This is a genomic window from Mycolicibacter arupensis, from assembly GCF_002086515.1.
Taxonomy (GTDB): Bacteria; Actinomycetota; Actinomycetes; order Mycobacteriales; family Mycobacteriaceae; genus Mycobacterium; species Mycobacterium arupense.
The window spans coordinates 1-11,874 of the sequence record NZ_MVHH01000073.1 but is presented as its reverse complement, the minus strand read 5'-3'; the positions used below and the strand labels follow the sequence as shown (position 1 = coordinate 11,874).

The 11,874-nt window shown below is 67.0% G+C and carries 12 protein-coding genes; 6 read left to right on the top strand and 6 right to left on the bottom strand.

The window, feature by feature from the left end; translation table 11 throughout:
- A partial coding sequence (locus tag BST15_RS22905) for a glutamine synthetase (protein WP_234808433.1) occupies positions 1–107 on the top strand: 107 nt, incomplete at its 5' end.
- Between the two features lie 123 nt (positions 108–230).
- A complete protein-coding gene (locus BST15_RS19825) occupies positions 231–1,283 on the top strand; it encodes a MinD/ParA family ATP-binding protein (RefSeq protein WP_109370835.1) in 1,053 nt (350 codons plus the stop codon).
- On the opposite strand, the gene BST15_RS19820 is transcribed toward BST15_RS19825, so the two are convergent.
- Both BST15_RS19820 and BST15_RS19815 read right to left on the bottom strand, forming a co-directional pair.
- Positions 1,271–1,726: a MaoC family dehydratase gene (locus BST15_RS19820; RefSeq protein ID WP_046191030.1), complete on the bottom strand. Its 456-nt coding sequence runs from the start codon at positions 1,724–1,726 to the stop codon at positions 1,271–1,273. The two genes, BST15_RS19825 and BST15_RS19820, sit on opposite strands and share 13 nt — an antisense overlap.
- Before the next feature lie 17 nt (positions 1,727–1,743).
- Positions 1,744–2,967 carry a CoA transferase gene (locus BST15_RS19815; protein WP_046191031.1) on the bottom strand — a complete coding sequence of 408 codons (1,224 nt, stop codon included), beginning with the start codon at positions 2,965–2,967 and terminating at the stop codon, positions 1,744–1,746.
- Between the two features lie 201 nt (positions 2,968–3,168).
- Between BST15_RS19815 and ag85C the strand changes: the two genes are divergently transcribed.
- Both ag85C and BST15_RS19805 read left to right on the top strand, forming a co-directional pair.
- The gene (gene ag85C, locus BST15_RS19810) at positions 3,169–4,161 is read left to right on the top strand and encodes a diacylglycerol acyltransferase/mycolyltransferase Ag85C (RefSeq protein ID WP_046191032.1); all 993 of its coding nucleotides are present in this window, start codon (positions 3,169–3,171) and stop codon (positions 4,159–4,161) included.
- Positions 4,162–4,250: 89 nt separating this feature from the next.
- A complete protein-coding gene (locus BST15_RS19805; protein WP_046191037.1) occupies positions 4,251–4,679 on the top strand; it encodes a VOC family protein in 429 nt (142 codons plus the stop codon).
- Here BST15_RS19805 and BST15_RS19800 read toward each other — a convergent pair.
- Positions 4,649–5,332, bottom strand: a complete 684-nt coding sequence (locus BST15_RS19800; protein WP_046191033.1) for a YoaK family protein — start codon at positions 5,330–5,332, stop codon at positions 4,649–4,651. The two genes, BST15_RS19805 and BST15_RS19800, sit on opposite strands and share 31 nt — an antisense overlap.
- A 7-nt stretch (positions 5,333–5,339) precedes the next feature.
- Entirely contained in the window at positions 5,340–6,386 is a 1,047-nt protein-coding gene (locus BST15_RS19795) for a S1C family serine protease (RefSeq protein WP_046191034.1), read from the bottom strand.
- Positions 6,387–6,609: 223 nt separating this feature from the next.
- On the opposite strand from BST15_RS19795, the gene BST15_RS19790 reads away from it, so the two are divergent.
- Both BST15_RS19790 and BST15_RS19785 read left to right on the top strand, forming a co-directional pair.
- A complete protein-coding gene (locus BST15_RS19790) occupies positions 6,610–7,092 on the top strand; it encodes a hypothetical protein (RefSeq protein ID WP_046191035.1) in 483 nt (160 codons plus the stop codon).
- A 48-nt stretch (positions 7,093–7,140) separates the two neighbouring features.
- Positions 7,141–7,896, top strand: a complete 756-nt coding sequence (locus tag BST15_RS19785; protein WP_046191038.1) for a L,D-transpeptidase — start codon at positions 7,141–7,143, stop codon at positions 7,894–7,896.
- A 35-nt stretch (positions 7,897–7,931) separates the two neighbouring features.
- Here the strand turns inward: BST15_RS19785 and BST15_RS22235 are convergent, their stop codons facing one another.
- Both BST15_RS22235 and car read right to left on the bottom strand, forming a co-directional pair.
- Positions 7,932–8,108 (bottom strand): hypothetical protein, encoded by a 177-nt coding sequence (locus BST15_RS22235; RefSeq protein WP_157861738.1) that lies wholly within the window; start codon positions 8,106–8,108, stop codon positions 7,932–7,934.
- Between the two features lie 323 nt (positions 8,109–8,431).
- The coding region (gene car, locus BST15_RS19780) for a carboxylic acid reductase (protein ID WP_109560247.1) at positions 8,432–11,874 on the bottom strand (3,443 nt) is incomplete at its 5' end.

The window sequence follows — 11,874 nt, the reverse complement described above, 5'->3', positions numbered from 1 at the left end:
CCCCCGACGTCATCGACACCTGGATCAACTACAAACGCGACAACGAAATCACCCCCATCAACCTGCGCCCCCACCCCTACGAATTCGCCCTCTACTACGACTGCTGACCCCGAGCGCACGCTCGACCCGGTCGTTAGGGCTGGGCTCATCGGTGATGGGCACCTGCGCGGCTAAGCTGCACAGTTGTTGGGCCACCCGGCCGTGCCGCTGCCGTATGCCTCGAGGAGCCGATGAACGCAGACGACGACTTTCTGCGGGAGCGGGTGCCCCCGCCGCAGCAGCAGCCGCGGCCGTGGGCCCCGCCGCCACAGCAGCCTCCGCCGCCACCTCAACCGGCGCCCTACCTGCAGCCGGGCCCGATGACGCGGCCACAGCCCACCCGCGGCTGGCGACGAGTCGTGCTTTCAGCGACGCTCGGGCTGGTCAACCTGGGTCCGTCGCCTGCGGAGAGGGAAGAAGCGACGTATCTGGCGGCTATCCGGTCACTGCCCAACGGCAGCTACAAGGTGGGCGTTCTCGGTAAGGGCGGCGTCGGCAAGACGACGGTGGCGGCCAGCGTCGGATCGGTGTTCGCGGCCCTGCGCCGCGCCGACCACGTAGTGGCGGTCGACGCAGACACTGCGTTCGGCCGGCTCGGCAGTCGGATCGATCCCCACGCCACCAGCTCCTACTGGGATCTGGCCGCCGACCAGAGCATGCAGTCGTTCACTGACATCAGCAGCCGGGTGGGTGCCAACGCGGCGGGGCTCTATGTGTTGGTGGGTGAGCCCGCGGCGGGCAAGCGCCGAATCCTCGACGCGGCGTTGTACCGGGAGGCAGCGCTGCGCTTGGACCGGCATTTCACCATTTCGATCATCGACTGTGGCTCGACCATGGACTCGCCGGTGACCCAAGAGGCTCTGCGAGACCTGGACGCTCTGATCGTGGTCTCGTCGCCGTGGGCGGATGGTGCCGGCGCGGCAGCTAAAACTATGGAGTGGCTGGCGGATCGGGGCCAGGGCGGGCTGCTGCAGCGCACCGTGGTGGTGCTCAACGACTCCGACGGCCACGCCGACAAGCGCACCCGCTCGGCTCTGACCGCACAGTTCCTCCGGCATGGCCAGGCAGTGGTCGAGGTGCCGTTCGATCCGCACCTGCGGCCAGGCGGGGTGATCGACGTGATGAGTGAGATGACGCCGGGGGCCCGCCGGCGGTTTCTGCAGATCGCGGCGATCGTCGCCCACTACTTCGCGTCCCGGCCCCGGGGACGGGACGCGAAGCCCGGCCGGTCTCAGAGCACGTAGCGCACGACGCTCTCGGCGACGCAGGCCGGCTTGGCATGGGCGTCGATGGACACCGTGGTCGAGTAGGTCACCTGGTGCGCGCCACCACCGACATCGGCTACCTCCACTACTGACGTCTCGGCACGGATCCTGGAGCCCACCGGGACCGGCGCGGGGAAGCGCACCTTGTTCAGGCCGTAGTTGATCGCCAGCTTGACCCCTTCTACCCGGCTGATCTGCGCCATCAGCTGCGGCAACATGGCCAGCGTCATATATCCGTGGGCGATCGTGGTCCCAAACGGCCCGTTGGCCGCCCGCTCGGGGTCGACGTGGATCCATTGATGGTCGCCGGTCGCGTCCGCGAACAGGTTGACCGCGTCTTGAGTGATGGTCACCCAGTCGCTGTGGCCGATCACCTGACCCGCGCATGCGGCAAGTTCTTCGATTGATCCGAAAGTACGCATCTGCCCTCGCTCCCGTGTTATTCCGTGGCGACCGCGCCCTGATGGCGCAGCCGGTTGATGTCTTCGGCGCTCAGTCCGAGGCGGTCGGCCAGCACCTGCACGGTGTCGGCGCCCAGCGCTGGTGCCACGGCCGCCGGTGGGTGGATACCGTCGATAGACGACGGGAGCCCGGCAGCCAAGTACTGCCCCACCCGAGGCTGATCCAGTTCGGTGAACATGGGGTTGTCGCGCAGGCCTTCGTCCGCGGCGACTTCGGCAAAGCTGCGGTAGCGGTCCCACAGCAGCGAGGTCGCCGCCAGAGCGGCCTCGATCTGCCCCGCCGATTGGGCGGTGAACCAGCCGCTGAACAGTCCGGTCAGCAGGTCACGATGGCAGTAGCGCTGCCCTTCGTCGTCGAAATCGATGCCACGCGCTTGTGCCAGCGCGGCAAGGACTTTCGTCGATTCCGTTAACTCGGCCAGGTCACGAAAATGCCGGTTGGTCAGGGTCACCACCATGAACGACGCGCCATCGCAGCTGGTGAAGCTCTGCCCGTACTGGCCATATACCGCGTTGCCGATACGTTCGCGGCGGACGCCGTTGACCATGGCCTCGGTGAGGAAGCCCAACGCACTGGCGGTCCCCAGCGCGACATCCTGCAGCGCCAGCCGGATCCGACAGCCCTCCCCGGTCTGTGCCCGCCGATGCAGCGCGGCCGATACCGCAACCGCGGCATGCAGCCCGCAGGCGATGTCCCACGCCGGGAGCACGTGGTTGATCGGCGCGGCGCAGTCGGCGGGCCCGGTCACCAGGGGAAAGCCGACGCCCGCGTTGACCGTGTAGTCGACCGCGGTGGATCCATCCGAACGGCCGACTACCTCGAGATGGATCAGGTCGGGACGCTCCGGAGCTAACGCTTCATAGGAAAGCCACTGCCTGCCAATCATATTCGTGATCACGACGCCACTGTCGGCGATCAGCCGCTGGATCACCTGTTGGCCCTCGGGAGACCGCAGATCGGCCACCACGGAGCGCTTACCCTTGTTCAGACCCGTCCAGTAGATGGACGTGCCGTCGTCGGTGACCGGCCAGCGCCGATAGTCGGCGGCACCGCCGATCGGGTCGACGCGCACCACGTCGCAGCCCAGTTGCGCCAGCGTCATACCGGCGAGTGGCACGGCGACGAAGCTGGCTATCTCGACGACGCGAACTCCTGCCAGCGGAGCGCCACCGGTCCCCAAGACCCGAGCACTGGCCTGCATGAACTGCCCCTTTGTCGATGACTACGTCGACTATATGCCCCGCCTTCGGCCAGCACGGCCAACGGCGAGTCCGGCCCGAATCTCAATCGTTGCCGAACCGCGATATGAAATCCCGTGGCGGCGAACAGGACACGGTGGCGCTGCGTGTTTGACTCCTGGGCAGAAGGCAAGACCGCACGACACTCGGATGGGAAAAGAGCTATGAAGAGCGTTTCGAAGTTGCGTTACGCGGCGAGTCGGCTACCGCGCCGGCTTATGGTCGCGGCGGTGGGGGCCGCGCTACTGAGCGGCCTCGTCGGGGTTGTCGGTGGTTCGGGCAGCGCGTCGGCGTTCTCCCGCCCGGGCCTGCCGGTGGAGTACCTGCAGATCCCCTCGGCCGCGATGGGCCGTGACATCAAAGTGCAGTTCCAGCCGGGTGGCACCCACGCGGTGTACCTGCTCGACGGTCTGCGCGCCCAGGACGACTACAGCGGTTGGGACATCAACACCCCGGCGTTCGAGGAGTACTACCAGTCCGGACTGTCGGTGATCATGCCCGTCGGCGGGCAGTCCAGCTTCTACTCGGACTGGTACCAGCCGTCGCAGGGCAACGGCCAGAACTACACCTACAAGTGGGAGACCTTCCTGACCCGGGAGATGCCCACCTGGCTGCAGGCCAACAAGGGTGTTTCGCCCTACGGCAATGCCGTGGTCGGACTGTCCATGGCAGGCGGTTCCTCGCTGATCCTGGCGTCCTACTACCCGCAGCAGTTCCCCTACGCGGCAGCGCTTTCGGGCTTCCTGAACCCGTCCGAGGGCTGGTGGCCCACCTTGATCGGGCTGGCGATGAACGATGCCGGCGGTTACAACGCCAACAGCATGTGGGGCCCGTCGTCGGACCCGGCGTGGAAGCGCAATGACGCAATGCTGCAGATCCCGCGGCTGGTCGCCAACCGCACTCGGATCTGGGTGTACTGCGGCAACGGCACACCGAGTGACCTCGGCGGCAACAACCTGCCCGCCAAGTTCCTGGAGAGCCTGACGCTGCGCACCAATCAGCAGTTCCAGCAGAACTACGCCGCAGCTGGCGGCACCAACGGCGTGTTCAACTTCCCGGCCAACGGGACGCATGACTGGCCGTACTGGAACGAGCAGCTGGTCGCGATGAAGCCGGACATCCTGCGCACGCTGGGTGTGGGCATCGACCCGACCTGATCGAGACCCCCAACCCGTCGGCAGCAGTGCGATACCGCACTGCTGCCGACGTGTTTGTGGGCCAACCCCGCGTCGTCGATGCTGTCACCATGACGAATCGGTTGGTTGGCATCACGATCGACTGCGCTGATCCCGCACGGCTGGCTTCGTTCTGGAGCGCGATGCTCAACGTGGCCGTGACCGACGAACACAGCGGCGACGGCGAATGGGCCACCGTCGGCTCTCGCCGCGACGCCCGGCCGCGCTTGACCTTCCAGCGGGTACCCGAGCCCAAGACCGTCAAGACCCGGATCCACCTTGACCTTCAGGTCGACGCTATCGATGCTGGGCGCCGGCAAGTAGAAGCCCTGGGCGGGCGATGGTCCGGCATCCGTCACGACTACGACGAGGGGTCCGTACTGGTCATGCACGACCCCGAGGGCAATGAGTTCTGCATCGTCGAGTACTTCGACCAGCACGGCCAGCCGCCGGGCAGCACGCTACCGGGTCAGCGCCAGAGCCCGCGGCCGTCGACGTAGCGGTGGCTGTACCAGGTGGCCAACAGGCAGATGACCGTGGCGGTGGCCAGCATCCAGGTACCACCGACGAAGATGCTGATCACGCCACCGATCGTGGCGCCCGAGATGTACCCGGTCAGCAGCATGAAGTTGAAGAACCAGTCGTGGATGGTTCCGCCGCTGATGTGGCGCTCGATGCCCTGGCCCAGTTTCACCACCGTGCCGGTCACGTAGCTCAGGGGGATCGATACTTCGCCGTCGCGCACGAACGTGGTGTTCAGCGCGCCGACACCGAACGCGACCAGCAGGATCGGCAGCAGGGGAACCGGCAAGGCCGGACCGCCCTCGACCCAGTCGACCACCGTCGCAGTCAACAACGACGCACCCGTCAGCCGCAACGCTCCATGGGGCCGACTGCGCCACAGATGCCGGTGGCACAGCGAGGCGATCACCACACCGGAGATGAAGGACACCAGCAGCGCGGCGGCCGAGATCGACATCCACATGCTGTCGGTGAACAACCCCAGCGCCGCACGCCCGGCGTTGCCGGTCATGAAGGTGACGAAGTAGCCCTCGGAGTGGGCGTAGGCCGTGGCGGCCAGGACACCGGCCAGCCCGGCGAGTACCCAGGACAGCCGCGACTCACTGTTGTAGTGCTCTCGTAATTTAGGCACGTATCCGTCAGCCGACCGGACCGGGAACGAGGGTCACGTCGGCCTGGTGTTCGCCGGTGGCAGGGTTGCGCCAGGTCAGGGTGACGGTGTCGCCCGGATGACGCTGGTCAAGGACGCTGGTCAGATCGGTCGCACTGTTGACCGGGAGGCCGTTGACCGAGGTGATGAAGTCGTCGCGGGCGATACCGGTGGCCGCGGCCGGCGTGCCGTCGAGCACTTGGGCGACACGCGCGCCACCGTTGCTGTCCACCACACCGACTCCCATGAAGGCGGTCGGGCCGATATGCACGGTGTTCGAGGAGATTCCCGACCGGATCTGATTGGCGATGGCCATCGCCTGGTCAATCGGGATCGCATAGCCTTCGCCGCCGGGCTGGGCGAACTTGTAGCTGTCCGATGCCGCGGTGTTCATACCGATGACCTGTCCGGCGGCGTTGACCATCGGGCCACCCGAGTCGCCGGGGCGGATCGCGGTGTCGGCCTTGATCATGTTGGTCAGCGTCTCGGTGGTGCCGGTCAGTTCGTCGGCGGCCGAGACCGTCTGGTTCAGACCGATCACGCGTCCGGGCGCCACGCTGGGCGGGCCGCCGTGGCCTCCGGCGTTGCCCATCGACACCACCGGGTCACCGACGGCCACACGCGAGGAGTTGCCGATGATCGCCGCGGGCAGGCCGTCGGCGCCGCGCAACTGCAGTACCGCGACGTCGTGGCTGCGGTCGAAACCGAGCACGTCGACTTCGTAGGTCTGGCCCTTGGCGACGGAGACTGCCGTGAGTGCGGTGGCGCCGGCGACGACGTGATTGTTGGTCAGCACCACACCGCTGGGATCCAAGACGATGCCGGTTCCGGCTCCGACCGCGCTCTGATAATCCAACTTGGCGTCGATGTTGACCACCGCGGGACCGACCTGAGCGACCATGGCAGCGGGGTCGAGCGGAGCAGCAGGCAGCGTGGGGGACGCCTGAACCGGAGCTGCAACCAGCCCGGCGGTGGCTACGGCCACCGCCGTCACGCTGAGCAGCCGCCGAAGGCCGGGGCGATGCGCTCCGCTCATACGTCATACCTCCTGCAGTCGGGTCATAATCTAGGCCACACCTGCCGTCCCGGGATGTCGCAGATGCTGGACTCGCGAAACAAGAAACACCAGCGTACCGGAACCGCCGGTACGGCTGGCAAACGCCGGACGCAATCGGCTCGACGCCCCGCCGCAGCTCTTGTGCGCGGCCCCCGTTACGGGGAGGCTGAACTCCGCAGGCGCCCACAACGAGAGGACGACCATGTCGACAATCGACGGGCTACCCGCACACGTCGTCCTGCTGCACGTCGTGGTGTCGCTGGTGCCCCTGACCGCGGTCCTGCTGATCGTGTGCGCGCTGTGGCCCGCCGCGCGCCGCCGGTTGATCTGGCTGGTGGTGACCTTCTCCGCCGTCACGCTGGTGGTCACGCCGCTGACGATCACCGCGGGCGAATGGTTGGCCGACACCGGCAAGTTCGCCGGCTCACCCGAGCTCGACGCCCATATGGCCGCCGGGGAGTACGGCCTCTACATGGCGTTGGGCCAGGCCGTCGCCGCGGCGCTGCTGGCCGGGCTGCACCTAGCCCTCACCCGTGGCCGAGCGGTGGGGACGCTGGTTCGGCTGGGAATTGTCGTGGGCGTCATCACGCTGGCGGGCGGGTCGATGTTGGCGATCCACAACATCGGTTCGACCGGGACCAAGGCAGCCTGGGGAAGTCTGCTCGCACCGTCCGAGGATCACTAAACCTGCGCCGACGGGGTCGCTCTTGGCACAATGGACGCCATGCGCAATGTGAGGCGGGGAATTGTGGCCATCGCCGGGTCGGTGGCCGTGACTGTCGGCTCTCTGGGGGCATCGGCCGGCATCAGCGAGGCCGCCCAGGTGCCGCCGGAGTTGGGGCCGGCGATCGCCGCCATCGAGCCGGCCGCCGGCTCCGTCGTCGGCGTGGCGTACCCGGTGATTGTGACCTTCGCCGGGCCGGTCAGTGACCGGGCGGCCGCCGAACGGGGAATCCATATCAGTTCCACGGGCAACACCGCCGGACACTTCGAGTGGTCGGGCAACGATGTCGTGCAGTGGATACCCGACGGCTACTGGTCGCCGCATAGCAAGATCAGCGTGGATGCGCACGGTATGTCAACGGGTTTCGAGACCGGCGACGCGGTGGTGGGGCTCGCGGACATCTCCGACCATACCTTCACCGTCAGCGTGAACGGGGAGATCCAGCGGATCATGGCGGCATCGATGGGTAAGCCCAAGCGCCCCACCCCGATCGGCTCCTTCACCGCGTTGTCGAAAGAGCGCACCATCAAGTTCGACTCGCGCACCATCGGCATTCCGCTCAATGACCCGGAGGGCTATCTGCTCAACGGGGAGTATGCAGTTCGTGTCACCTGGAGCGGCGTGTACGTGCACTCAGCGCCATGGTCGGTGGGCTCGCAGGGCTATTCGAATGTCAGCCACGGATGCATCAACCTCAGTCCTGAAGACGCTGCGTGGTATTTCAACTCGGTCCACCTGGGCGACCCGATTATCGTGCAGGCCTAGGCGACTCGGGTATCGAGTCGCCTAGGCCCAGCACGTCAGCAAGCGCCGAGCACCGCGGTCGGCATGTGCGCCACGTAGCGCTGGGCACGCTGCTCGCGACGGACCTCACGGCGAGCGGCAATGTGGTCACGCAGGCGGCGAACCATGCGGTTGCCCGCCTGACGCTGCGTCGAGCTGTCGAGAGCCAGAACACTGATGGTGATGAAAGCCATGATTTTCTCCTGCCGGGAAACTCACCGGCCGACACAACCCGTCACGGGTGTGCCGAACTCGCGGTTCAGGCCGCAGCGGAGGCGCCGGAGCCGGTGAGGAAAGAACGGATGGTCGAACACGGATACGGATGTGGACCGTCACTGGAACTCACTTCGCCCTCACCTCCTTCCGGCCGAGACACACGGGCATGTCGTGGGAATTACCAACCATGGTCCCATCGAAATACAGGACCGTCAAACGCAAACGGACTTCGGCGGCGCCGGACGCCGAACAAGCGGCGACCCGACACCTCCCGAAACCCTTTCGCGGGAAACACAATTCATTACTTCACCGACAGCAAGCCGAGCAGCTCCAGATCGGTGACGTATTTGACGACCACCGCCGGTGTGACATGCGGAATATCCGGATGCGCAGGGTCAGGACCGATCCCGGCGGCCTGCACTGCGGCCCGGAACCTGTCCGTCGGGGCGAACGACCCGCAGATCGGCGTCTGCGGCTTCTGATAGTTGTGCAGCAGGGGCAGCAGGGAGGCCTGCCGCTGCCGCTCCGGAAGCGCCCGCAACGTCGTCTCGAAGCGCTGCAACCAGTCGGCGTAGTCGGCTATCCGGCGGACCGGGTAGCCGGCCTCGATCAGCCAGTCGACGAACTCATCCATGCCCAGTCCGTCGTCGTAGGGGTTCATCACGTGATAAGTGGTGTAGCCGCCCGTCGCGGATGCGCCCAGCGTGGTGGACGCCTCGGCGATGAACTCCACCGGCAGCCCGTCGTAATGGGCCCGCTGCCGCTGACCGTCGGCACCCAGTTCGTAGAACGAGCCGGGCGCCACCCCCGCGGCGACCAGACTGAACATCATCCGGGTGAACATGTCCGGCAGGTTCAGCTGACCGGCGTAGCTGGTGTCGGCCAGGATCATGTCGCAGCGGAACACTGCCACCGGCAGGCCGCACAAGTCGTTGGCCTCGCGCAGCAGAACCTCTCCGGCCCACTTGCTGGTGCCGTAGCCGTTGGCGTAGCCATCGTTGATCGCCCGAACCGGACTCATCACCCGCACGTCGGCGTCTTCGGTGAACTTGCCCAACGGAATCTGGTCACCGACACCGATGGTGGAGAAGTAGGTGAACGGCTTGATCTTGCCGGTGAGCGCCACCCGGATCAGCTCGGCGGTTCCGACTGCGTTCGGACCGAACAGCTCGCTGTAGGGCAGCACGTGGTTGACCAACGCCGCCGGGTCCACGATGACGTCGACGGTGTCGGCCAGACGCTGCCAAACACTTTGGTCCAGACCAAGATTCGCCTCGCCCTTGTCTCCGGCGATCACCTCCAGATGGCGGGACGCCAGCTCGGTGTAGCGGGCCAGCAGCCGCTCGTCGCCGCTGTCGAAGACGCTGTCAAGACGGCGACGGGCATCGGAATCTGAGCGCGCGCGCACCAGGCAGATCAGGGTGCCGTCCACGGCCGCAAGACGTTCCAGCCACTCCAGGGCCAGATAACGACCGAGGAATCCGGTGGCACCGGTCAGCAGCACCGTGCGCACCTGCGCGGAAGGGCCGGGCAGCGTCGGCGCCGCAGCCAGGGTGGCCGCATCGAGGAACTTGTCCAGCGTCAGGTCGGCGGCGGCCACCTCAACCGCATCGCGGCCGTGCACCGAGGCAAACGTCGGCCGCTTGACCCCGTCTGGCGCGCCGCTGCGCTCGGCGGTGATGTAGTCGGCGATCGCAGCCAGATCGTTGGCGGGGCTGACGATCACACCCACCGGCACATCCACCTCGAAGATGTCCCGCAACAGGTTTCCGAAGGTGAGCGCCGACAACGAGTCACCGCCCAAGTCGGTGAAGTGGGCGTCCGGGGCCACATCACCCGCCGAGGCCCCCAGCAACGCCGCGGCGGCGCGGCTGACCGTCTCCAGGGCCGGCCGCTGGGCGCCATGCTGACGCAGGCGACTCAACTCACTGGCCTGCCCTTCGGCCAGCTCGGCGTAGCGGCGCTCGAGGCGGTCGCCATAGTGCGCCTTCAACTTGGGCCAGGCCAGCTTGCGGATCCCGGTCAGCAGTCCGTTCTCCAGCGTGAACGGCTCGGTCTCGACGATGAAGTCCCGGGGAACCTCATAGGACTGCAGGTCGGCGCCGGAGGCCACCTGCTGCAGCGACTCAGCGATGCCCGACTTAAGGGCGGCCTCGGTCTCGAAGCCCGCCTGAGCCTCGGGGGTCGGGACCACCACGGCCAGCAGATAAGGCTGGGCGCTATTGCCGTAGACGTAGATCTGGCGCACCAGCGGGCTGTTGCCGAACACCGCTTCGAGCTTCGCCAGGGTGACGAACTCACCCTGCGCGAGTTTGAGCACGTTATTGCGCCGGTCGACGTAGACCAGCTGGTCGGGCGCGACCTCGGCCACCACATCACCGGTCCGGTAGAAACCGTCGGCGTCGAACACCTCGGCAGTCACTTCGGGCCGCCGGTAATAGCCGGGGAAGAGGCTTTCGGTCTTGACCAGCAGCTCGCCACGTGGATGGGGGGTGTCGGTGCCGAAGTAGCCCAGATCGGGCACATCGACCAACTTGTAGTCGATCACCGGCGGCCGCTGCACCTCCCCGTCGAAGAGCACCATGCCCGCCTCGGTGGATCCGTAGCCGTTGAGGACGTGCAGCTCGGTGAGCTGATCGACCCAGGACCGCAGCTCATCGGAGATCGGCGCCGAGCCCGTCATCGCGAAGATGCACCGACCACCGAGCAGCTCGTGGCGCATCTGCGCCATCACCTGAGCTTGGGCCGCGGGGTCTGCCCCCACGCCGTCGACCTCGCTGCGGAAATGCTGGTAGAGCATCTCCCAGATCCGCGGCACGAAGTTGAGCTCGGTCGGCCGAACGAGCACCAGGTCGTCGAGGAAGGTGGACAGGTCACTGCGCGCGCTGAAATAGGCGGTGCCGCCGTTGCCGAGGGTGCCGTAGAGGATGCCGCGGCCCATGATGTGGCTCATCGGCATGAAGTTCAAGGTGATCGAGGCCGCGGTCGGCCCGAACCAGTTCTTCGATGAGCGCACCCACATCCGGGCCACGTTGCTCTCCGGGTACATCGCACCCTTGGGGGCGCCGGTGCTGCCGGAGGTGTAGACCAGCAACGCCAGCCCCTCGGCGCCTTCCGCGCTGTCGGCCGGGGTCTGCACCGGCAGGGACAGCGCCCGGCCGCGGGTCAGCAAGTCAGTCAAGGACTCCACGACCACCTCGAGACCGGCCAGGCGCGCCCGCGCCTGCTCCAGCGCCTCGCGGTGGTCGTCGACCTGCTGGTGGTAGTCGAAGACCACCAAACGGGTGGGGGCCGGACCCGTCAGCACCAACTCGACGGCATCGGTCAGGGAGTCCACGCTGGCAGCGATGACCCGGGGCTCGGTCTCGGCCACGATCGGCGCCAGTGTGGACAGCGCAGCCGAGGTCTGCAGCGGCACAGACACCGCGCCGATCTGACCCAGTGCCACGTCGATGACGGTGTAGTCGACGCTGGTGAAACCCAGCACCGCGACCCGATCGCCCGGGCGCACCGCCCCGGCTGTCAGGGCCGCCGCAGCGGCCCGAACGCGGGAACCGAGCTCGCCGTAGGTGAGGGTTTCGTAGCGCGGAAGCAGCGAAGCGACAGTGCGGCCGGTGGCCGGATCGGTGACGTAGTCGACGGCACGCTGGCCGAGCGCTGGCCGTTCGGCGTAACCGTCCAAGACGGTTCGCACGATCTGGGCCAGCCGCGTCTGTCCTTCGAGGGCGGCGGCGAGGGCGGGTT